The sequence below is a fragment of the Streptomyces sp. NPDC088147 genome (genome assembly GCF_044741565.1).
Taxonomy (GTDB): Bacteria; Actinomycetota; Actinomycetes; order Streptomycetales; family Streptomycetaceae; genus Streptomyces.
Genome location: NZ_JBIUSY010000011.1, coordinates 96,621 through 117,914 on the forward strand (window position 1 = coordinate 96,621; position 21,294 = coordinate 117,914).

Annotated in this window: 18 protein-coding genes; 9 read left to right on the forward strand and 9 right to left on the reverse strand. The window is 71.1% G+C overall.

All coding sequences use genetic code 11. The features are described 5' to 3' along the window. Window positions 1-82: 82 nt before the first annotated feature. From ACIOGX_RS33360 to ACIOGX_RS33375, 4 genes are all read right to left on the reverse strand, one after another. Entirely contained in the window at window positions 83-1,138 is a 1,056-nt protein-coding gene (locus ACIOGX_RS33360) for an NAD-dependent epimerase/dehydratase family protein (RefSeq protein ID WP_401918618.1), read from the reverse strand. Between the two features lie 85 nt (window positions 1,139-1,223). Then, on the reverse strand, window positions 1,224-1,940 hold the full coding sequence (locus tag ACIOGX_RS33365; RefSeq protein WP_356516982.1) for a lysophospholipid acyltransferase family protein: 717 nt from the start codon (window positions 1,938-1,940) through the stop codon (window positions 1,224-1,226). A 329-nt stretch (window positions 1,941-2,269) separates the two neighbouring features. Further along, window positions 2,270-2,521, reverse strand: coding sequence for a hypothetical protein (locus tag ACIOGX_RS33370; RefSeq protein ID WP_401918388.1), 252 nt, complete (start codon window positions 2,519-2,521; stop codon window positions 2,270-2,272). Next, window positions 2,518-4,518 (reverse strand): glycoside hydrolase, encoded by a 2,001-nt coding sequence (locus ACIOGX_RS33375; RefSeq protein WP_401918390.1) that lies wholly within the window; start codon window positions 4,516-4,518, stop codon window positions 2,518-2,520. Before ACIOGX_RS33375 ends, ACIOGX_RS33370 begins: the two co-directional genes overlap by 4 nt. A 255-nt stretch (window positions 4,519-4,773) precedes the next feature. Between ACIOGX_RS33375 and ACIOGX_RS33380 the strand changes: the two genes are divergently transcribed. The 9 genes from ACIOGX_RS33380 (at window position 4,774) to ACIOGX_RS33420 (ending at window position 16,749) form a co-directional block, all read left to right on the forward strand. After that, entirely contained in the window at window positions 4,774-5,451 is a 678-nt protein-coding gene (locus ACIOGX_RS33380) for a response regulator transcription factor (protein ID WP_401918392.1), read from the forward strand. Beyond that, window positions 5,448-6,872: a sensor histidine kinase gene (locus ACIOGX_RS33385; protein WP_401918394.1), complete on the forward strand. Its 1,425-nt coding sequence runs from the start codon at window positions 5,448-5,450 to the stop codon at window positions 6,870-6,872. Before ACIOGX_RS33380 ends, ACIOGX_RS33385 begins: the two co-directional genes overlap by 4 nt. 223 nt (window positions 6,873-7,095) lie before the next feature. Next, window positions 7,096-7,347 carry a DUF6296 family protein gene (locus ACIOGX_RS33390; RefSeq protein ID WP_356516992.1) on the forward strand — a complete coding sequence of 84 codons (252 nt, stop codon included), beginning with the start codon at window positions 7,096-7,098 and terminating at the stop codon, window positions 7,345-7,347. Between the two features lie 118 nt (window positions 7,348-7,465). Beyond that, window positions 7,466-7,861, forward strand: coding sequence for a DUF2267 domain-containing protein (locus ACIOGX_RS33395; protein ID WP_356516994.1), 396 nt, complete (start codon window positions 7,466-7,468; stop codon window positions 7,859-7,861). A 222-nt stretch (window positions 7,862-8,083) separates the two neighbouring features. Beyond that, window positions 8,084-12,223, forward strand: a complete 4,140-nt coding sequence (locus ACIOGX_RS33400; RefSeq protein WP_401918396.1) for a Pls/PosA family non-ribosomal peptide synthetase — start codon at window positions 8,084-8,086, stop codon at window positions 12,221-12,223. A 287-nt stretch (window positions 12,224-12,510) separates the two neighbouring features. Next, window positions 12,511-13,788, forward strand: a complete 1,278-nt coding sequence (locus ACIOGX_RS33405; RefSeq protein ID WP_401918398.1) for a sensor histidine kinase — start codon at window positions 12,511-12,513, stop codon at window positions 13,786-13,788. Then, window positions 13,781-14,494 carry a response regulator gene (locus tag ACIOGX_RS33410; protein WP_401918400.1) on the forward strand — a complete coding sequence of 238 codons (714 nt, stop codon included), beginning with the start codon at window positions 13,781-13,783 and terminating at the stop codon, window positions 14,492-14,494. Before ACIOGX_RS33405 ends, ACIOGX_RS33410 begins: the two co-directional genes overlap by 8 nt. Before the next feature lie 225 nt (window positions 14,495-14,719). Beyond that, entirely contained in the window at window positions 14,720-15,532 is an 813-nt protein-coding gene (locus tag ACIOGX_RS33415) for a class I SAM-dependent methyltransferase (RefSeq protein WP_356517002.1), read from the forward strand. A 158-nt stretch (window positions 15,533-15,690) separates the two neighbouring features. Next, complete coding sequence (locus ACIOGX_RS33420; protein ID WP_401918402.1) at window positions 15,691-16,749, forward strand: chitinase; 1,059 nt, start codon at window positions 15,691-15,693, stop codon at window positions 16,747-16,749. Window positions 16,750-16,808: 59 nt separating this feature from the next. Here the strand turns inward: ACIOGX_RS33420 and ACIOGX_RS33425 are convergent, their stop codons facing one another. The 5 genes from ACIOGX_RS33425 to ACIOGX_RS33445 all read right to left on the reverse strand — a co-directional run bounded on the left by ACIOGX_RS33425 (window position 16,809) and on the right by ACIOGX_RS33445 (window position 21,069). Then, on the reverse strand, window positions 16,809-18,053 hold the full coding sequence (locus ACIOGX_RS33425) for a vanadium-dependent haloperoxidase (protein WP_401918404.1): 1,245 nt from the start codon (window positions 18,051-18,053) through the stop codon (window positions 16,809-16,811). Between the two features lie 163 nt (window positions 18,054-18,216). Further along, window positions 18,217-18,978 (reverse strand): ABC transporter ATP-binding protein, encoded by a 762-nt coding sequence (locus ACIOGX_RS33430; RefSeq protein ID WP_383971886.1) that lies wholly within the window; start codon window positions 18,976-18,978, stop codon window positions 18,217-18,219. After that, window positions 18,954-19,814 carry an ABC transporter permease gene (locus ACIOGX_RS33435; protein ID WP_401918406.1) on the reverse strand — a complete coding sequence of 287 codons (861 nt, stop codon included), beginning with the start codon at window positions 19,812-19,814 and terminating at the stop codon, window positions 18,954-18,956. Before ACIOGX_RS33435 ends, ACIOGX_RS33430 begins: the two co-directional genes overlap by 25 nt. Continuing rightward, window positions 19,811-20,803 (reverse strand): ABC transporter substrate-binding protein, encoded by a 993-nt coding sequence (locus ACIOGX_RS33440; protein ID WP_401762291.1) that lies wholly within the window; start codon window positions 20,801-20,803, stop codon window positions 19,811-19,813. The genes ACIOGX_RS33435 and ACIOGX_RS33440 overlap by 4 nt, the downstream gene beginning before the upstream one ends. Before the next feature lie 191 nt (window positions 20,804-20,994). After that, entirely contained in the window at window positions 20,995-21,069 is a 75-nt protein-coding gene (locus tag ACIOGX_RS33445; protein ID WP_356517129.1) for a putative leader peptide, read from the reverse strand. Window positions 21,070-21,294: the final 225 nt, after the last annotated feature.

Below are 21,294 nucleotides of genomic sequence, written 5' to 3' on the forward strand. Positions count from 1 at the left end.
CGCGGCCGTCCGCCTTTTCCGCGGCCGTCCCCGGCGCCCCCGGTCCGTCTCCGGGGCGTCTCCCGGGTCGGCCAGGACCTGGCTACTGACTACGACCACCCGCCCTGGACGCGGCTTCCCGGTCGTACCGCGCCAGCCAGGCGTCCTCCGTCGCGTAGTCGAAGAGGCTGTCCCGTCCGTAGTGCAGGGCCATCTTCGGGAACGCCTCCGCCCAGTCCCGGCCGCGCAGCCGGTCGGTGAGCCAGGCGACGGTCCCGGGCAGGGACTCGGCATAGCCCGTGACCGGCCGGTACCCCAACTCCCGCTCGGCGGCGGCCATGTCGTAGACCACGGGATGCTCCAGGCTCCACGGGGTGTCGCCGACACCGTCCTCCGGCGCCCCGTCGGCGAGCACCGTCTCGGTCTCGCGGTCCAGCACCCTGTCGATCGCCGCGCCGATCTCCGCGACGGCCGGGGCCTGCGGATCACCGGCGTTGAGCACGCGAGAGCCGGGGCGCGCCGCCGCAAGCCTGATCAGCTCGGCGAGATTGGTGACATGGACGGGATGGAACCGGCTCCGGCCGCCGTACGCCAGGACGCGCCGCCGGCGGCCGTCGAGCAGCCGCTTGACGAAGTACAGCTCACGCGGGGTGCGGCAGTACGGACCATGGATCGCGCCCGCCCGCAGCAGCGTCACGGGCAGCGCGTCGCCGGCCGCCAGCAGCACGCGCTCCAGCAGCACCTTTCGCGTGCCGTACGTCGCCTCGCCGGGAGCCACCGTCCGCTGTGTCTCGGGTATGGGCACCGGATAGCGCGGGCCGCCGTCGGGTTCCCCCTGGGTGTCGAAGCCCCGGCCCCGGTCGTCCTCGTACACCGCGCCGCTGGAGAGGACGACCGCCGAGCCGATCCGGCCGGCGAGCCCGGTCAGCTGGTGGGCGTGTGCCCGCCCGAACGCGACCATGTCCACGACCACATCGCAGCCGTCGCCGACCACGGCGGCCAGCGCCGCGTCGTCCTCGCGGTCCAGCCGTACCGCCCGTACGTCCTCCGGCCAGTGCGCGTCCCGGCCGCCGCCGAGCGAGGCCGCGCGCACCTCCCAGCCGTCCTCGACGAGCGCCCGCACGGCGACCCGCCCCGTCTGTCCCGTCGCACCGATCACCACTGCGTGTCCCCTGGTCATACGGGGGACGCTAGAGGTACCGAGCCCGCGCGCCCAGGGGAGTTCGCCGGTCGCGAATCTGCTCTCAGCGACGCAGCCGCGGGAACTTCCCGGCCGGCTCCGCCTTCGCCTGTTCCGCCTTCACGTCCGCCGCGTAACGGTCCACGTACTCCTGTCCGGAGAGCCCGAGGATCGCGTACATGATCTCGTCGGTGACCGCGCGGACGGCCGCCTTCTCGTTCTCCAGACCCGCGTAGCGCGCGAACTCCATCGGCTCACCGAACCGGATCGTCACCCGCCTGATCCGCGGGACGACCTGGCCGGGCGGCTGGATCTCGAAGGTGCCGACCATGGCACACGGCACCACCGGCACCTGCGCCCTGATCGCCATCACGGCGACCCCGACCTTGCCCTTGTAGAGCCGGCCGTCGTGCGAGCGGGTGCCCTCCGGATAGATCCCCAGCAACTCGTCCTTCGCCAGCACCCCGAGCCCTTCCCGGATCGCCGCCTGCCCGGCCTCCTTCCCCGACCGGTCCACCGGGATCTGCCCGGCGCCGCGGAAGAAGAAGGCCGTCAGCCGCCCTTTCAGCCCGGGGCCGGTGAAGTACTCGGCCTTGGCGAGGAAGGTGATGCGCCGCTTGAGGATGGCCGGCATCAGGAAGTGATCCGAGAACGACAGGTGGTTGCCCGCGATGATCGCGGCACCGTCGGCGGGTATGTGTTCGAGGCCCTCGATCCGGGGCCGGAAGAGCAGCCGCAGCAGGGGCCCCAGCAGTACATATTTCAGCACGTAATAGAACACGGAGAGCGCTCCTCACTGGCCCGACCGGCCACGGGACGCGTTGTCCCAGGTCAACGGGGATTCCGGCGGTCGCAAGTGTATGTGCGGGTGTCGTCGGTTGTAACCGCCCCTTCCCGGGGCAGGTCCCCGCCGACTCGGTGCCGGGTTCGCTCACACCCGCGATGTGACCATCGTGGCCGACTCGCCGGAGCCGCGCTCTCTCCGTGTGCCCTCAGGAGACAGGCGTACACGCGTCGGGTCCCGTCGGCCGGTGGCCGGGGCCGATACCTCGCGGGCGTGGTTCGGCGGACGGCTCCGCCGTTCGGTGGTTCCCCTTCGTGGTCAGAGCCTCACCGACGGCCGGGGTCATCGTCGGGGCGTGGGCGCTGCCCCGTCGGTTCGCCGGCGTTCGCGACCATGCGGACGAGGGTGTCGACGAGCTCGTCCGCGGTGGTGCGCAACGCGGCTGTGCCGAGGTGGCCGCTGAGCTCCATGTCCGCGATGCCGTGGGTGCCCGCGAGCAGCAGGGCGCCGTGGTGCTGTGCGTTGCGTTCCCCGACGAGGCCGGTGACGACGGCCAGGAACTCGTCCTGAAAGGTCATTCCCGCGCGCCGGGACAGAGGCGGCGCGGCTTCGTGTCTCCCTTGAGCGTGGCGTCGACACAGCCGCCGGGCAGGCCGTCGTATGCCGTGGGACCGAAGTTGGCGGTGACGGTGAGGACGCCGTCACCGAACTCGGTGCGCTGGACGGTACGGTCACCGGTCAGGGTCCGGAAGCCGGACATGGGCTCCGTGCCGGCCGCGCGGTGCAGGGGCGCGAAGTACGCCTGGAGCGTGGCGAGTTCCTCGCCCCGTTCGGTGATCGACGTCCCGTCGAGGACGAAGTTGAGCGGTGTGTTGTACAGCATGGCGAGCAGGGCGCGGGTGGTCTTCTGCGCAGGCAGCTTGTCGTAGGGCAGCTCCCAGCGTTCGGTGGTGACCAGCGAGTCGTGGAGGGCGGTCTCGTACAGCGGGACGCGGTAGGCCGGGTCGTACATGGCCTTGGCCACGTTCCCGGGGAGCTTGGCGGGCTTGAAGAAGAGGGCCGGCGCGTTGGCGGGGGCGTAGCCGCCCCATGTCTCCTTGTCCTGCTGGACGCCCCAGTACCCGTCCGCCACCGGAGTGCCGGAGCCGTGGCCGAAGGCGAGGACCTGGTTCGCCCAGCCGCCCGCGGACTCCGAGCCGAGGACCAGGCCGTCCGAGCCGGTCAGCCGTTTCATGCGGGCGAGCCGGTTGGCGCGGTCGCGCTCCTCGGTCATGGGGTGGTCGGCGCTGAAGTCGCGGAAGAAGTCGCCGGCCGCGTCGACGTCCAGGAAATAGCTGTCGGCCCCGTTGGCCGTCATCGCGCGGGTGCGATCCGCGAGGTACCCACGGCTCGGCTCGGCCTTCTCGAACGCCTCCGAGCTGAGGTAGCAGCCGCGCTCGTGGAAGCCGGGGACGGGGCGCCCGGTGTCGTCCCGGACACAGAAGTCGGGATACACGCGGTCGGGCCAGACGGAGGTGGGGGCGTCCGAGGTCCCGGGGTCCTGGCCGTTGGCGAACGAGTCGTAGGGCCCGACGAGGAAGCCGGCCTCCTCGGCCGCGGCGACGGCCTCGGAGTCCATCGGCCGGTCGTCGGCGTCGTAGCCGAGCCACATGCGGTCCACACCGAGCGCGCTCAGCTGCCGGACTCCCCGGGCCGTGCGGGCGTCACCCCACAGGTAGGCGTGGAAGGCGCCGAGGAGTCTGCCCGTCGCGGGGTTGGCGTCGATCTTCTTCCGGAGGCTGCCGAGCTGCCCGCGCTGGGCGAGCCACGCGCGGTAGTCCCTGGCGGGGGCGACCGGGGAGCCGTCGGTCAGGGAGAAGGCGACGGTGTACCGAGTGGTGCCCTCGGCACGGGAGAAGCGGTGGGTGGCGGTGGTCCGCAGCCGGCCCTTCTCGGAGGTGGTGCCCAAGGTGGTGCCGATGTCGGTGGGGACGAGATAGCTGACGCCGCTCCGGCCGCCCAGAGTGTGACCCCACAGCGGCAGCGACAGGGCTTCCTCCATGGCGACGTCGCCGCCGACGAGCTGCGCCTCGGCGGAGTTCCAGAAGGGATCGGCGACGGGGAGGGAGAGGCCCTCGCCGCGTGGCAGCTGAAGGGCGGTGGCGGCGGGGTCGGTGCCGGTGACCGGCCAGGACAGCGAGCGGTCGGTCCCGCCGGCCGCCGTGACCGTCATGACCAGACGGCCCTGCTGGGCGCGGGCGGTGACGGACAGTCCGCTGCCCGGATGCTGCCAGCGGACGGCGCCGTCCGCGCCCGTGGTCACGGGACCAGGGGCGCCCGGGGCGGTCGCGGCGGGGGCCGACAACTCCACTGCGCCGCGGGCGGTGCCGGCGGTGACCCTCAGCGAGGCGGTGTCGACGGTGGCCGTGCCGCCCTTGACGGGGATGTCCACGAGGTTGCCCCGGACGACGCCCGTCGCGTGCGGCCGCGGTGACGTGGTCGCCTGGGAAGGAGCGACGAGTGCGAGACAGGACAGGGACGCGACCAGGGCCGCCGCGGCGGCACGGGTGCGGTGAGGTGAAGTGACGTAGCGCATGGGGATGTTGTAGTCGGCGAGGATAAGAGGGCTTCTTACCTCGGGGGATCTCACCGCGTCGGGACGGCCCCGGCGCGGCGCTTCGGCGAGCGCGAGCCCGGGGTGGCGCGAGCCCGGGGTGGCGCGAGCCCGGGGTGGACAGGGCCGCCGGTGCCGCCGGCACCGATCACGACGGAGCGTGGTGTGCGCGTGGCGGCCACACTCACGACGTGGCCTAAGAAGGTTCTAAGAGCCCGGTTTGGCAGGCTTCACGGTATGACGAAGATTCTGGTGGCCGATGACGAGCCGGAAGTGCGGGCGGCCGTCGAGGACGCGCTGACCATCGAGGGACATGAGGTACGGGGCGCCTCGGACGGCCTCGCCACCCTCTCGGCGGTCGCGATGTGGCAGCCCGACGCGATCGTCCTCGATGTCATGATGCCGGTGCTGGACGGGCTGGCGGTCTGCCGCCGGCTCCGGGCGATGGGAGACCGTACCCCGGTCCTCGTCCTGACCGCGCTGAACCAGGTGAGCGAACGCGTCGACGGGCTGGACGCGGGCGCCGACGACTATCTGGTGAAGCCGTTCGCACTGGACGAGCTGACAGCACGGGTACGCGCGCTGCTGAGGCGGGTCGCACCCGCGGCGGCGGACGGCGAACTGGCCTTCGCCGGTCTGTCGCTGAACACGGTGACCCGCACCGGCGACCGGGCGGGCCGTCCCCTCGAATTCAGCCGTACCGAATGCGCGCTGTTGGAGCTGCTGATCCGCCACCGGGGCCAGGTGCTCCCGCGCGAGACGCTCCTTGAGCGCGTCTGGGGCCAGGACTTCGGTCCCGACTCCAACTCGCTCGCGGTGTACGTGGGTTACCTGCGCCGAAAACTGGAAGCGGGCGGCGAACCACGCCTGGTGCACACCGTGCACGGCGTCGGTTACCGCCTGGACGTGGTGTGAGCGGTGCCCGCGGACGGGGAGCACGCCGGCGGCGGCAGCGCCCGCTGCGCACCCGGCTGGCACTGGCGGCCTCGGCCGCGGTGGCGCTGGTCTCCGTGGGAGTGTGCACGGCGGCGTTCTTCGTGATCCGCTACGAGATGTTCCACCAGCTCGACCTCAATCTGACCCAGTCGGCGACCCGGCTGACCCAGGAGCATCGCGGTGGCGGCCCCGACGTGCTCGCGGGCGAGTGCCGCTACCTGTCCGCTCCGGCCTGCGCGCAGATCGTCCCCGCCGCACCGGCCGACGATCCGGCCCGGCCGTTCCTGCTGCCGGTCTCCACCCCGGTCCGGGAGGTCGCGGCGGGCGAGCGTGCGCCGTACTTCACCAACACCACGCTCTTCGGTGAGCCGGTACGCATGCTGACCACCCCCTTCGGCAGGGAGAAGGCGCTTCAGGTCGCCCTGCGCTCGGACACGGTGGAACAGGGGGTCCGCCAGGCCGCCGGAGTGCTGGCGGCGGTCGGCGGGGCAGGCGTCCTGCTGGCCGCGGGGCTCGGCTACTGGGTGGCGCGCACCGTTCTCGCACCGGTCGCCCGGCTGACCTCGACCGCGGAGCGCATCGCGGCCACCCGTGACCCGCGCCACCGCATCGAACTGCCAGCGGGTCCGCCGGGCCGCCAGGACGAGGTGACCCGGCTCTCGGCCAGTTTCAACGCGATGCTCGGCGAGCTGGAGCAGTCGGTCACCGCCCAGCGCCGGCTGGTCGCGGACGCCTCGCACGAGCTCCGTACCCCACTCACCGCGCTGCGCACGAACGCGGAGTTGCTGGCCCGCGGCGACCGGCTGACCGCCACGCAGCGCGACCGGGCGTCGGGGGCGCTGGGCCGCCAGCTGCGCGAAGTGACGGGGCTGGTGAACGACCTGATCGAACTGGCCCGGGACGAGGAGCCCCGGCCCCTGCTCGAAGAGGTACGGCTCGCGGTGCTGGTCGAGCACACGGTGGGGACAGCGCGGACCCACTGGCCGATGACCACGTTCCTGCTGGACATCGCCCCGGACGCCGCGCCGGTGACACGGCCCGGGGTACCGGCCCGCCTCACCCGCCTGCTGACCAACCTGCTCGACAACGCCGCCAAGTTCAGCCCGCCGGGCGCCCCGGTCGAGGTCGCGCTGGCCGCCTCCGGGGGCACGGTGGAGCTGACTGTCCGCGACCACGGACCGGGCATCGCCCCGCGGGACATCCCGTATGTCTTCGACCGCTTCTACCGCGCGGAGGCGGCCCGCGCGCTGCCCGGTTCGGGACTCGGCCTGGCCATGGCCCGGCAGATCGCGCGCGCCCACGGAGCCGATCTCACCGCGGAGGCGGCACCGGGCGGCGGGGCGCTGTTCCGGCTGCTGTCCGAAGCGGGCCACTCCGTCGGCCGAGCGCATGAGCCGTGACGCGGGTCGCCCAGGATGATCAGGCATCCGACGATGATCGGGCATCCGGCACAGGCGACAGCGGGCGCCATCGCCGAACCTCGCCGGGATGCGGCCGTGGGGTCCGTTTGATTACATCGGTGGGAGGGCCCGCCGGGTGGTGGGGTCCGGCTCATCGTGAGTACGGCTCCCGATGCCACGAGGCACCGCTCCCCGCGAGAGGTGAGCTGTTCCAGGAGGCCGCATGGGAATCTCGGATACGTACACGCTGGTCTTCGCGTACCCGGACGCGCCCGTGAGTGATCCGGCCGATCCGGACGACGAGGATGTCGTGGTGGTGCACCGTACGGATCGGCTGGGGCCCGGCGGGCACGCGCTGTACGCGGACGAGACCGGCATCGTCCTGGCGGAGATCAGCGACCAGGACGAGGTACGGATGGTCGCCAGCGGCGGGCACCAGGACCTCAAGGCGTCGGTCCGGGCGCGCCCGGTCTGAGCCGCGGGCTTCCTGTCGGTCCAGTCGGTCCTGTCGGCCCGTGGGCCTCGCCGGTCCCGGTCCCATCCGGTCCCGTCGGTCCCGTCGGGACAAGCGCTGAGGAGGAGGTGCGGCCGCCATGGTGATGCGGTGGGACGCGTTCCTGGCCGCGGTCCAGGAGCGCGGTGAGTACCCCACTCCGCAGGAAGCCGAACGGGCGGTCCGCGTCGTGCTGGCCCTGCTGGGCGCCCATGTGGTGGGCGCCGAGAGGGCCGAGCTGGCCGCCCGGCTGCCGGAATCGTGCGCCCTGGTGCTCCTCGACCCGCTCCCGGCCGCCGAGCCGCTCACCCCGGAACGGTTCGCCCGCGCCACCGCCGCATGGATCGAAGGCGCGAACGAGGAGACCGCGAAGTGGGACGTCGGCGCCGTCCTGAGCGTGGTGTCCGACGCCGCGGGCGAGGAACTGATGCGCCGGGTCCTCCTCCAGCTCCCGCCGGGCTACGACCTCCTCTTCGGCCGGCCGGAGCCGACGTGAGCGCACCGCGCTCGGGGAACCGTCCGCTCGGGATGCCGAAGTGAGCGGATGCCGTTTCACTGATGAAGCGGCTTGATCGATCGCTGGATCGAACGATTCGCCGGACCGGGGCGTGACCGCGCCCCCAGGTCCGGGCCGGTGGCTCTTCCGTCGTATGACATCCCGGGATTCGGTATCTCACCCCCGCAGTCCCGCAGTGCGCCGCGATGAAGGACAGACGTCATGAGATTGCTCGATTCCGCGCGTGGAACACCGTCGGGAGGGGCGGACCGGCGCCTGCACCGCCTCTTCGAGGCCGCCTGCGACCGTACCCCCTCGGCCACCGCACTCGAGTGCGCGCACCACGCACTCACCTACGCCGAACTCGACGCGCGCGCCAACCAGCTCGCGCACTTCCTCCGCGGTCTCGGGACAGGCCCGGGGTCCCGGATCGCGATCCTGATACCGCGGTCGGTCGAGATGTACGTGTCCCTGCTCGCGGTGGGGAAGGCCGGCGCGGTGTTCGTGCCGGTCGATCCGGCGTCCCCGCCGGACCGGCTCGCCTTCATCATGGAGGACGCCGCCGTCGATCTGGTGCTGACCACGTCCGCTCTCGCGCCCGCCGTGGGCGGTCTCCCGTGCCGGGTGGTCGAGTTGGACCCGTACGGTCGCGACGTCGCCGGCGCACCCACCAGCCGGCCGCTCCCGGACCGGCCCGAGCCATGCCCCGAGGACGGTCACCCCGCCGCGTACATCATGTACACCTCCGGGTCGAGTGGCAGGCCCAAGGGGGTGCGGGTCGCGCAGTCGAGCATCTGCAACTTCCTCGATGTCGTGCCCAAGCTCTACGACGTGCGGCCGGACGACCGTGTGTACCAGGGCATGACGATCTCCTTCGACTTCTCCATCGAGGAGATCTGGCCGACCTGGTCGGTCGGCGCGACGCTCGTCGCGGGCCCGGACGGCGCCGGTCATCTCGGCGCGGAACTGGGCGAGTTCCTGCACAGCCGGCGGATCACGATGCTGTACTGCGTGCCGACGCTGCTGGAGACGATCCCGGCGGAACTGCCGTACCTCCGCAGCATCGTCGTCGGCGGTGAGGCCTGCCCCGGTCAGCTCGTCGAGCGGTGGAGCAGGCCGGGGCGGCGCATGCTCAACACCTACGGCCCGACCGAGGCCACCGTCACCGCGACCTGGGCGGAACTGACGCCGGGCAGGGCGGTGACGATCGGGAAGCCGCTGCCCACCTATTCGGTCGTGCTGCTCGACGAACTGCTCAGGCCCGTGGCCGACGGCGAGGTCGGTGAGATCTGCATCGGCGGCCCCGGCGTCGCCGACGGCTATGTCGGACGGCCCGAGCTGACCGCCGACCGGTTCGTCGAGCATCCGCTGGCCCCCCGGGGCAGCAGGCTCTACCGCACCGGGGACCTCGGCCGGATGACCCGGGACGGGGAGGTCGAGTTCCTGGGCCGGGCCGACGACGAGGTGAAGATCCGGGGATACCGGGTGGATCTGGGCGAGATCGACAGCGTCCTGCTGGAGGATCCCGGCGTGGCCGAGGCGGTCACCACATTGACGGCCGCACCGGACCGCGGCGCCGATGGGGGAGGTGGCGGAGGTGGCGGAGGTGGCGGAGGCGGTGGCGCAGGTGGCGGAGGCGGAGGCGGTGAACTGTGCGCCTACGTGGTCCGTGCGCCCGGCAGCGCGGAGGACGAGGACACCCTGATCACCCGGGTGCACGAGACGCTGCGGCGCAGACTCCCCGCGTACATGGTGCCGTCCTTCCTGGACATCCTCCCCGCTCTCCCCTCCATGTCCAGCGGCAAGGTGGACCGTAAGCGGCTGCCCGCCCCGACCGGCCGGCGGCTGGTGGGCGGCGGTCGGCTGGTCGCGGTCCACGGTGAGCTGGAGACGCGGGTACGGGACGCCTGGGCCGAGGTCCTCGGGATCGAGCCCGAGGCGCTGTCGGCCGAGGCGGACTTCTTCACCGACCTCGGCGGGCACTCACTCCTCGCGGCCCGGGTCGTATCCGTGCTGCGCGGCCGGGACATCGGCGCGAACACCGCGCTGCGCGACCTCTACGCCCATCCGACCGTGCGCGGTCTGGCCGCCCGGCTGAGCGCGACGAAGAACACCGGACAGCGGTCCGCGCCGCCCCGCCCCACCCCGATCCGGCACACCAGTGGCCGTATCGCGGGCGCCGGAGCGGCCCAGGCCGGTGTGATCTACCTGCTGCTGCTCGTGCTCACCCTGCCGGTGGCGTATGTGTACAGCCTGCACGGCGGCCGGATCTCGGTCGGTGCGTCGGCACAGACGACGATCGGTGTGTACCTCAGCTATCTGGTCGTGCGCTGGCTCGTACCGGTCGCTCTCGTGCGCCCGCTGTCGGCGGGTATCCGGCCGGGCCGCTATCCGCTGTGGGGCTCGGTCTATATACGGCTCTGGGTGGTCAATCTGCTGCTGAGCCTCGGCCCGCTGCCGGTGCTGAGCGGCTCGCCCATGATGGCCGCCTATCTGCGGCTGCTGGGCGCGCGCATCGGCCCCCGTACCACCATCGCCACCGGCACGATCACACTGCCCGCCATGCTGCGGATCGGCGGTGACACCTCGGTCGGCTACGGCGTGTCCGTCAGTCCGTGGCGGGTGGCGGACGGCTGGGTGACGGTCGCCCCCATCGAGATCGGGCCCCACGCCTTCGTGGGAGCCAACGCCGTCCTCGAACCCGGTGCGCGCATGGGAGCGGGCGCCGGCCTCGGCGAACAGTCCGTCATCGGCCAGGACGAGGCGATTCCCGCCGGCGCGCGCCGGGCCGGATCGCCACCGCTCCCGGTGGACGCGCTCGCCCCCGGAGTCGAGGCCATGATGCGCGCCCGCCGGGGTACGGACGGATGGAGGCCGCGCCATCTCGCCGCCGCGCTCGTCGGGCTGGTGCTGCTGGAGACCGCCGCGTTGGCGGCGACCGTGCCGGGGATCGCGCTGTTCTGGTGGGCGACGCTGACCTGGGGCATCGCGGCCGGCCTCGTCGCCACCGCGCTGTCGGGCCCGGTGTTCGTGGCCACCGTCTGCTGTGTGGTCGCCATGGGCAAGTGGCTGATCCTGCCGAGAGTGCCGGTCGGTGTCCATCCGGTGCGCTCCGCGCTCGGCGTACGCAAGTGGATGTCCGACAAGCTGCTGGAGATCAGCCTCACCTTCACCAACTCGCTGTACGCCACGCTCTACACCGTGCCCTGGCTCAGACTGCTCGGCGCGCGGATCGGCCGGGGCGCCGAGGTCTCGACCGTCTCGCACATCGACCCGGACCTGCTCACCCTCCGCGACGGCAGCTTCGTCGCGGACCTGGCCAACGTCGGCGGTGCCACCTTCGCGGCCGGCCAGGTCGCGTTCGGCCCCACCGAGGTGGGGGAGCGCGCGTTCATCGGCAACTCGGCGCTCCTGCTCGCCGGAACGCGGACCGGACCCGGCTCCCTGATCGGAGTGGGTACGGTCCCGCCGCAGGGCGATGTGGCCGACGGCACCACCTGGCTGGGCTCGCCCGCGATCCGTCTGCCGGTGCGCCAGAGCAGCGGATCGTTCCCCGAGGAACTGACGTTCCGGCCGGCCCGCAAGGCCGTGCTCCAGCGTCTGGGCACCGAGTTCTTCCGCATCACGATGCCCGCGTCGGTGCTGGCCGTGAGCGCCTATCTGTACCTGCTGGCGCTGTCCTGGGTGACGAGCCGTCCCGGCCTGCTGGTGCCCGTGCTCGTGGCACCGGTCCTCGTGATGATCGCGAGCCTCCTGGTGATCGCGTACTGCGCGGCGGTCAAGCGGGTGGTGATCGGGGTCTATCGGCCCCGGGTCGAACCGCTGTGGAGTCTGTTCGTACGCCGCACCGAGTTCGTCACCGGCCTCTTCGAGGCGGCGGCGGTACCGGCCGGGGTGGGCTTCCTGATCGGAACGCCGTATCTGCCGGTGATCCTGCGCCGGTTCGGGGCGCGCATCGGACGAGGCACCTGGATCGGCACCACCTTCCTCACGGAGTTCGACCTCGTCGACATCGGGGACGACGCCGCGATCGGTCTGCGCGTATCGCTACAGACACACCTCTTCGAGGACCGCGTGATGAAGATGTCGCTGGTCACGGTCGAGGACGGCGCGAGTGTCGGCACCCGCGCGGTCGTGCTCTACGACTCCGTCGTGGGCCGGGACGTCCAGCTCGGCGCGCTGTCGTTGCTCATGAAGGGCGAGCACCTCACACCGGGCACGAGCTGGCGCGGCATCCCCGCCGAGGGCGTCGTCGAGCGGCGTCCCGTCCAGGCCCCGGACGCCCCGGCCCCGGACGCCCCGGCCCGGGACGTGGCGGCTTTCGACGTCCCGGCCTTCGACGGCCGGACGAGAGGCTCGTAAGGCGCCGGGAAGCCCGTCCTGTGCTCGGGCCTGTACTCAAGTACCGCATCTGTAGCCCGTAAGACCGAGTTCCGGGGACAGGACCAACGAGGGATGTCAGCGACCCTCCACGCTTTCTACTGTCGTCCTATGAGCTTTCGATCCATCCCTCTTCCCGGACGGCGGACCTAGTGCGCGACACCACCGGCGGTGCGCCGGGCGCCGTGGGGCAGGCGGCCGTAGGACAGACAACCGCTGGACAGGCACCCGCTGGACAGGCACCCGCGGGGCAGGCAGCCGCGGGGCAGATGGCCACGGCGGCGTTCACCGCGCTGCGCGACGACCTCGTCCGCCATGCGCTCGCCCGGCGGCCCCTGCCCGCGCTCTCCGAGTCACCCGCGCTCGACCGCGCCCGGCGCCTGCTGCCGCACGGCCTGCGCGACGCCGTCCGCTGGGCACCGCACCTGGCGGTGTGCGCCCTCGCGGTACTGGCCATGTCGGCGCAGTCCTGGATATCCCCCTTCACCGGAATGGCGGCCGGCCTGCTGGTGGGGATCCCCGTCGCACTCACTCTGCTGATGCCGGTGGCGGCCTGGTGGCTGACCCTGCTCTCGGGCTCGGCCGCGGCGGTCGATCTGGCGGGCTTCGGCAGCCTGCGGCTGTCCGTCCTGTTCGTGACCGCCCCGCTGGTGCTGGTGTTGTGCACACTGCGGCTACGGCCCTGGGCAGCGGCTTGGATGTGGCTGATCAGCGCGGCCGTCTTCGTCGAGTTCGGGGCGCTCACGGGCGACGGCCTCCGGGACTCGCGCCTCGCCTTCGCTGTCGCCCTGGTCGTCGCCGTGCTGCTGAGCGGCTGGTCGCGGGCCGGCGCGCGGGCGTCGGAACAGGCGTCGGCCGCCGAGGACGAGCGGGGCCGCCGCGCCCGGCTGGAGGAGCGTACGACCATCGCCAGGGAACTCCACGATGTCGTCGCGCATCACATGTCGGCCGTCGCGATCCAGGCCGAGGCGGCGCAGTACCGGGTGCAGGACCCGCCGCCCGAACTCGCGGAGACGCTCGCGGCGGTACGCGGGAACGCCGTCGCCGCCCTCGCCGAACTCCGCCGCGTTCTGGGCGTCATCCGCGCGGACACACCGCACAACGGGCTCGCCGGGCGGGCCCTGCCCCCACAGCCCACCCTCTCCGGCCTGGGCCGGCTGATCGACGCGGTGCGCGTCTCCGGGGCGCCGGTGGAGAAGACGGTCACCGGGAAAGTGCGTGAACTGGCCCCCGGCGTCGAGCTGTCGGCCTACCGGATCGTCCAGGAGGCGCTGAGCAACGCCATGCGGCACGCACCCGGCGCGGAGGTCCGCGTGGAGCTCTCCTACGTGGTGACCGGTCTCGGTGTGCGCGTGGTCAACGGATCCGCCGAGCAGCCGGCCGGGGCTTCGCCCGGAGCCGGACACGGACTCCTCGGCATGCGCGAGAGGGTCGCCATGCTCGACGGACGACTGACGGCACAGCGGACCCCCGGGGGCGGCTTCGAGGTCAGCGCGTTCCTGCCCGACGTGCCGCCCGCCGACGAGAACGGGTACCAGGATGTCTGAGCGGCCGGCCGTGCGGGTTCTCGTCGTGGACGACCAGATCATCGTGCGTGAGGGGTTCTCCGTCGTACTGGCGGCGCAACCGGGGATCGAGATCGTCGGCGCCGCGGCGGACGGCCGCGAGGCCCTCGTCAAAGTCGATGAACTCCGCCCGGATGTCGTCCTCATGGACGTCCGGATGCCCGAGATGGACGGTCTGGAGGCCACCTGCGAGATCACCGCCAGGACGCCCGACACCAAGGTGCTGATCCTCACCACCTACGACCTGGACGAGTACGTCTACCAGGCGCTGTGTGCCGGAGCGAGCGGATTCCTGCTGAAGGACGCCTCGGCACGCCAACTCGCCGAAGGCATCAGGGTGGTGGCCGCCGGCGATTCGCTGCTCGCTCCCTCCGCCACCCGTCGGCTGATCACGGAGTTCACCCGCCTGCACGGCACCGCCGCCGGAACCGGCACCGGCCCGCGGCCCCCGGCCAGGACCGGCATCGCCGGTCTGACGGAACGGGAGACGGAGGTCCTGGCACTGATCGCGCAGGGCCTGTCGAACGGGGAGATCGCCGGCCATCTGTTCGTCACCGAATCCACCGTCAAGACGCATGTCAGCAAGATGCTCGTGAAACTGGGCCTGCGTGACCGCACCCAGGCGGCGATCTTCGCCTACGAGAACGGGGTGGTGGTCACCGCGAGCGCGAACGGGCGCCGTCGATGACCTGGATGACCTGAGCCCGAGCCCGCCCGCCTGCCGCCCTCGTATCCGGCACGCGTCCCCTCGCGTCCCGCACCCCTCGCGTCCCGCACCCCTCGCGTCCCGCACCCCGCGCGTCCCGCACCCCGCGCGTCCCTCCCGCCCGCGCATCCTCTCCCAGGGCCAACTCCCTACCCCCGCCTGCCCATGTCCCCCGCTCCTGTCCCTCCGTCTCACGAAAGACACGCAATGCCGAAGAAGACCACGGCGTCCCTGACCGCCGACCGCTCCGCCCTCTCCCACCGCGTCGGCTACGCCCTGCGCAACCCCGCTCGTATCGCCCCGTACATACGACGCTCCCTGCGGGACAAGTGGCTGAGCCACAAGCACCCGAACCACGTCGACTACTACCGCGCGGTGATGGCCTCCGACACCAGCCGCAATCCCCAGGCGGCCGTCGGCAGTCAGACCCACGAACGCTGGCTGGCGCTCGGGGAGATGCAGTTCGCGTATCTCGCCGAACACGGCCTCACTCCCCGCCACCGCATGCTGGACATCGGCTGCGGCAATCTGCGCGCCGGCTGGCGCTTCATCGACCACCTGGACGCCGGAAACTACTACGGCATCGACATCTCGCCCGACATCCTCATCGCCGCCAAGCGGACCCTCACCACCTATCACCTCCAGGACAAGCTTCCGCATCTCACCATCACCGAGAACCTGTCCCTGGACTTCCTGCCCCAGGAGCACTTCGACGTGGTCCACGCGCACAGCGTCTTCTCCCACTCGCCGATCGAGGTCATCGACGAGTGCCTCGCGCACGTGGGCCGCATCCTGGCCCCCGGCGGATTCTTCGACTTCACCTTCGACCGCACCGAGGGCACCGAACACCAGGTGCTGCGGGAGGACTTCTACTACCGTACGGAGACCTTGATCGCCCTGGCCCACAAGCACGGGCTCGCCGCGCGCTTCATGGACGACTGGGAGAAGCGACCGCACGGCCAGTCCAAGATCCGTGTCTCCGCGCCCGCTCACACCACGGAGTCCGGCCGGCTTCCGTGACCGGGCGGCGGTCGACTGCACCGCTGCGACTGTAGTTGGTCCAGACCTATTGACGGAAGGTCTGGACCACTCTACGGTTCCCCCAACTACCCGACGTACGTTCCCAGTTCGCCGCACCCGATGCGGTCGCGGGCGGACATGGTCGGAAGGGGCACAGCATGATCCGCCGAATCTCGCGCGTGCTGGGGGCCGGCCTCGCCATGGCCTTCGTCATGCAGACACTGGTCGCCGCGGCGGCGCCCGGCGCGGCGCCGGCCGCCGACACCTGCGCGGTCAAGTCGAAACCCACGGGGAAGGTGCTCCAGGGGTACTGGGAGAACTGGGACGGTGCGGCGAACGGCGTACACCCGCCGCTCGGATGGATTCCGATCACGGACTCCCGTATCCGCGACCACGGTTACAACGTGATCAACGCGGCGTTCCCGGTCATCCGCTCGGACGGCACCGTCCTGTGGGAGGACGGGATGGACGCCACCGTGAAGGTCGCGACCCCGGCCGAGATGTGCCAGGCCAAGGCCTCCGGCCTCACGACCCTGATGTCCATCGGCGGGGCGGCGGCCGGGATCGACCTCAGCTCCAGCGCCGTCGCCGACCGGTTCATCGCGACGGTGGTGCCGATCCTGAAGAAGTACAACTTCGACGGCATCGACATCGACATCGAGACCGGGCTCGTCGGCAGTGGCAACATCAACACACTGTCGGCGTCGCAGTCCAACCTCATCCGCATCATCGATGGCGTACTGGCCCAGATGCCCTCGAACTTCGGCCTGACGATGGCGCCCGAGACGGCCTACGTCACCGGGGGCAGTGTGGTGTACGGCTCGATCTGGGGCGCGTATCTGCCCATCGTGAAGAAGTACGCCGACAACGGCCGGCTCTGGTGGCTCAACATGCAGTACTACAACGGCAGCATGTACGGCTGCTCGGGCGACTCCTACTCCGCCGGTACGGTCCAGGGGTTCACCGCGCAGACGGATTGCCTGAACAGGGGCCTGGTCGTCCAGGGCACCACGATCAAGGTCCCCTATGACAAGCAGGTGCCGGGACTCCCGGCGCAGCCGGGCGCCGGTGGCGGCCACATGGCGCCGAACCTGGTGTCGCAGGCCTGGAACACCTACGGCAACGGGCTGAAGGGCCTGATGACCTGGTCGATCAACTGGGACGGGTCGAAGGGCTGGACGTTCGGCAACAACGTCAAGGCGCTCCAGGGGCGTTGAGGCACCGCGTCCAAGGGCACCCCCTCGCCGGAGTGCCCTTGGACCACTCGACCGGAGCGTCAGCGTGGGCCGAGGAGCTGCCCGGCGTTCTCCAGGTCGTACCTGGCCACGTTCGCGCCGAGCGTGATACCCCGCTCGTCGGCCGTCCGGGTGTGGATACCCGAGAAGATCCGCGCGTCGGTGTTCTCCCGCGAGAGCTGCTTCCAGGTGGTGTAGGTCCTGGTCACCCCGGGCGCGGTGGGGCTGGTCAGTTCGAACGGGGCGGTGCGGGGTCCGTGGAGCGTCGACAGCACGGCCTCCGCGGCACCGGAGTAGGTGTTGTGCCCGCTCGGGTAGTCCGGGTGCGCGGGAGTGGTGTGCAGCGGTGTCCAGTCCGGGTCGGGGTCGATGGTGCCGGTGCGGATCGCGGTGACGGGGCGCCACCTCTCGTACGCGTACTTCGAGTCGGAGGTCGCGATCTGTGTGTCCACCTGCACCACATGGAAGAGGGCGACCAGCTTCGTCTGCCCGGCGATCCCCTGCGCCGAGCGGGAGAGGGCGACGCGCAGCGGTTCCGTGTAGAGGGTGTACGAGGAGCCGTACCAGAAGTCGGCGGTCTCGGTCTGGTGCGCGCTGCGAGCGGTGCTGTCCGAGGCGCCGTATGTACGTACCTCGGTGAGGTCGGCGGCGTAGCGCTTGGAGTCCAGCGCGGGCGGCGGGCCGAGCCGGAACTGGCTCTGTGTCTTGAGCAGGAAGGGCTTGGCGACGCGGTTGCCGTACTGCGCCGCCGGGGCGTACGCGGGTGGTGTGGGCTGCCAGATTCCGGGGGCCGCGGCGGGCACCGTGTACGGCGCGTTCACCGAGGCGGGGTCGAGGCCGTCACCCTGCCTGGACGTGAGGATGAGGTCGGCCTGCCGCTCTCCCGCCGCGATGCCGCGCTCCTCCGACGGGCCGTCGGGGATCTTGTCCAGGGTCTCCTTGAAAGCAATGCCCAGCTGCTCCGTGCGGGCCGGTACCAGCGCCACGAGTGCACGGTGGACGGCCGCCGCGAGCGCCGCGTCCTGGTAGGCGCCGCGCTGGACGCCCGCGGGCACATGACGGGTGGCCCGTGCCGCCGCGAGCCAACTGATGGCCCACGTACGGTTGTTGGTGATCTGAGTGGGCGCGCCGGCTGCGGCTATGGTCTCGGCGGTGGTGTCGTACCAGGCGAGCGCCGTGGAGCCGCGGTCGCCGGCGGCGACGGCCTGCGGTACCGCGACGGACGTGGTCAGCAGTACTGCCGCACCGAGGGCGACGAGGGCGGGACGGGATCCGGACGGACTCATGTGTCTCCTTGAGTGAGGCGTACCTGCCGACGGGCCGCCGGCAGTCGGTCTGCGTTTCGTCATGGCCGATGGCGTGGATCCGGTCGGTGCGGGCGAAGCCGCCCGCCGTCCGGTCGGCGACCGGCGTCTCGTCGTCCCGGAGTCGTCCGCGACCGCACCGCGGTCATGCCGCGCTCTCCTCCTCCGCAAGGTCCACTCCCAACTGGGCGAGCAGGCGGTGGCGCAGAGCGGCGTACTCGGTGCTGCCGTGGCGGCGCGGTGCCGGGAGCTCCACGGGGAGGTCGGCCGCTATCCGCCCCTCCTCCAGGACGACCACCCGGTCGGCGAGGACGATCGCCTCGTCGACGTCGTGTGTGACCAGCAGCACGGCCGGCCGATGCCGCTCGCACAGCCGCCGCAGCAGGGTGTGCATCCTGATCCGGGTGAGTGCGTCCAGCGCGCCGAACGGCTCGTCGGCGAGCAGGAGTTGGGGATCGCGTACCAGGGAGCGCGCGAGCGAGACGCGCTGCTGCTCTCCGCCGGACAGCTCGACAGGCCAGGCCCGCTCGCGCCCTTCGAGGCCGACTTCGGCGAGGGCGGCCCGGCCGCGCTCCTGGGCGTCCGGGCCGCTCAGGCCCAGGACGACATTGCCCAGCAGCCGCTTCCAGGGCAGCAACCGTGCGTCCTGGAAGACCACGGAGACATGGTCGGGGGCGGCGAGTTCGCCGCTCCCCGCCACTTCGTGGTCGAGTCGGGCCAGCGCCCGCAGGAGTGTGCTCTTGCCGGATCCGCTGCGCCCGAGCAGGGCCACGAACTCACCTGGAGCGATGGTGAGATCGAGACCGTCCAGTACCCGGCGTGTGCCGAAGGAACGGACCAGCTTCTCGATCCTTACCGTCTCCGCGCCGCTCCCGATCGCGCTCAGTTCGCCAGAGTGCGCCGCCATGAGAGCGTCCTCCTCTCCACGAGCCGTACCAGGGCATCGGAGACGAGCCCGAGGAGTCCGTACACGACAAGGCCGACGATGATGATGTCGGTCTGTCCGTACGTCCGCGCGAGCTCCATCATGTAGCCGATGCCGCTGGTGGCGTTGACCTGCTCGACGACGACCAGCGAGAGCCAGGCGGCGGTCACGGCGAAGCGCATCCCGAGCAGAAATCCCGGCAGGGCGCCGGGGAGCACGACGTGGCGGACGAACTGGAGCCTGCTGAGCCGCACGGTCTCGGCCAGCTCGGCATAGCGGTTGTCGATGGTGCGCAGCCCGTTGTGGGTGTGGATGTAGACCGGTACGAAGACGCCGAGCGCGATCGTGATGACCTTCATCGTCTCGCCGATGCCGAACCACAGGATCAGAAGCGGGATCAGCGCGAGAGAGGGGATCGCCCGCTTGATCTGCACCGGACCGTCGATGAGGCCCTCGCCCAGCCGGCTGAGGCCGGAGACGACCGCGAGGAGCAGGCCGGCCGCGACTCCGAAGGCCAGGCCGAGCAGGGCGCGTTGGGCGGAGGTCGCGAGGTGGGACTGCAGCCTCCCGTCGGCGATGAGGCTGCCCGCCGTACCGGCGATGGTCCACGGCGCGGGCAGATTCCGCGCGTCGATGAGGCCGGCGCCCGAGCCGACCGCCCAGAGGACGAGCAGCAGCAGTGGGCCGAGCGCCCAGCCGTACGGCAGGGGGCGGCCCGGCCCGAGCCGCTTTCGGACGGCGCGGCGCGGCCGAGGGGTGGCCGTCGCGGCTCCGTCTGTCACCGGTTCCGTCCGCTTGTCGAAAACGGTGGCGCTCATGTCGTCCCCCCTTCACCGGCGATGGCGTCGGCGGCCACCGACTCGTACCGGCGGTCGAAGAGGATGTCCGCCTGGAAAGCCTTGTGCTTCTGCTCCTTCGCCAGCAGATCGATGGTCCGCTGCTGACGCTCGACGGCGCTGGTCCAGTCCGCAGGGAAGTCCGGATGGCCGGCTCTCTCGACGAGATATTCGCCGTCCTCGCGGCTCAGTCCCTGATCTTTGACGTAGTAGCCCTCGACCCATTCGTTCGGGTGTTCATCGACCCAGATCTGGGCCCGCGCCCAGAACGTGATGAGTTCGCCGATCGCGGCGGACTTCTGCCCGTCGCTGACGGACGTGGTGAGCGCCCATAGATGCGCCGGGTCATCCCGCAGCCCGTGCCTGATCGTCGTCCCGCCGTCCGTGCCGTATTTCGTCAGATAACGCTTGACGTTGACGTCGCCGATCGGTGCGGCATCCACCTGGTGATTTCCGAGAGCCGTGGGATAGACGTCACCGGTACTGGCCATCTCGATCAGCTGGACATCCTGCTGGGTGAGCCCGGCCTTCTGAAGAATCCTCAGCACCAGCGCGCCCTGTGCCTGCCCGGGGCTGTAGGCGATCTTCTTCCCCCGCAGGTCCGCCAGTGTCCTGATGCCGGCGCCCGGGGCGATTCCCAGTTCGTAGATCGGGTACTGGAGCGGATCCTTACGGAACTTCGCCGCCACGAGTTTGGTGTCAAGTCCCGTCCAGTGGGCGTTGATCGACGGAATCTCCGCGGCTGAGCAGATATCGAGAGCGTTCGCCCGGAATGCCTCGGAGCACTGCGGACCGCCACTGATATTGGCCCACTTGACCGTGAAGGGAAGCTTGTCGATCTGGCCCGAAAGCTCCAGCGCGACCTTGAGATCGGGTGCGCCGACGGTGATGGAGGTATCAGGTGACACCTTGGCCGGGATCTTCTCGCCGGAGACGTCCTTACCGGTGGCTGTCGACTGAGTGCTGTCCACGCACGAAGTCAGAAGAAGGGAACCGGCGAGTGCGGCGACTACGCCGGTGAGGAGAGATCTGGACATGCCTGTGCGAGAGATCATTCGGGCCTTCACAGAACGAGGGAACGAGCCGGCAGAGCGGGGGTGACGCCGGAGGCGCGAAAGGGAAATCGGCACGCACGCGCGGCGCGGTGCGGCGTGGTGGAGAGTCAGCTACACATCGCGGTGGCGACGCGCATCAGATCGATGGCCCGTCGCTTCCGGAACCGCTGGCGGATGCCCATGCCGTCGAAGGTATGCACAGGTCACATACGGGTCAAGGCACGGGGTGCCCCTGACCGGTACTGCGATGACACCTTCGTAGAGGTGCAATGCGGCCGTTACATCGCGGGGGCGTCACGCGCGTGGCGCAGGTGGTTCCCGATGCCCCGGTGGACTCCGGTCCGGGCGGCCGGCCACATCCCTCAGGGCGTACCGCATCCATCGTCTCCCCGTCGTCCGGGACCGGC

What these genes read in the sequence shown, in the direction of transcription:
- ACIOGX_RS33370 (WP_401918388.1), bottom strand. Translation starts at nt 2,521, where the DNA reads ATGACCTTTCAGGACGAGTTCCTGGCCGTCGTCACCGGCCTCGTCGGG.
- ACIOGX_RS33375 (WP_401918390.1), bottom strand. Translation starts at nt 4,518, where the DNA reads ATGCGCTACGTCACTTCACCTCACCGCACCCGTGCCGCCGCGGCGGCC.
- ACIOGX_RS33380 (WP_401918392.1), top strand. Translation starts at nt 4,774, where the DNA reads ATGACGAAGATTCTGGTGGCCGATGACGAGCCGGAAGTGCGGGCGGCC.
- ACIOGX_RS33390 (WP_356516992.1), top strand. Translation starts at nt 7,096, where the DNA reads ATGGGAATCTCGGATACGTACACGCTGGTCTTCGCGTACCCGGACGCG.
- ACIOGX_RS33395 (WP_356516994.1), top strand. Translation starts at nt 7,466, where the DNA reads ATGGTGATGCGGTGGGACGCGTTCCTGGCCGCGGTCCAGGAGCGCGGT.
- ACIOGX_RS33400 (WP_401918396.1), top strand. Translation starts at nt 8,084, where the DNA reads ATGAGATTGCTCGATTCCGCGCGTGGAACACCGTCGGGAGGGGCGGAC.
- ACIOGX_RS33405 (WP_401918398.1), top strand. Translation starts at nt 12,511, where the DNA reads ATGGCCACGGCGGCGTTCACCGCGCTGCGCGACGACCTCGTCCGCCAT.
- ACIOGX_RS33410 (WP_401918400.1), top strand. Translation starts at nt 13,781, where the DNA reads ATGTCTGAGCGGCCGGCCGTGCGGGTTCTCGTCGTGGACGACCAGATC.
- ACIOGX_RS33415 (WP_356517002.1), top strand. Translation starts at nt 14,720, where the DNA reads ATGCCGAAGAAGACCACGGCGTCCCTGACCGCCGACCGCTCCGCCCTC.
- ACIOGX_RS33420 (WP_401918402.1), top strand. Translation starts at nt 15,691, where the DNA reads ATGATCCGCCGAATCTCGCGCGTGCTGGGGGCCGGCCTCGCCATGGCC.
- ACIOGX_RS33425 (WP_401918404.1), bottom strand. Translation starts at nt 18,053, where the DNA reads ATGAGTCCGTCCGGATCCCGTCCCGCCCTCGTCGCCCTCGGTGCGGCA.
- ACIOGX_RS33430 (WP_383971886.1), bottom strand. Translation starts at nt 18,978, where the DNA reads ATGGCGGCGCACTCTGGCGAACTGAGCGCGATCGGGAGCGGCGCGGAG.
- ACIOGX_RS33435 (WP_401918406.1), bottom strand. Translation starts at nt 19,814, where the DNA reads ATGAGCGCCACCGTTTTCGACAAGCGGACGGAACCGGTGACAGACGGA.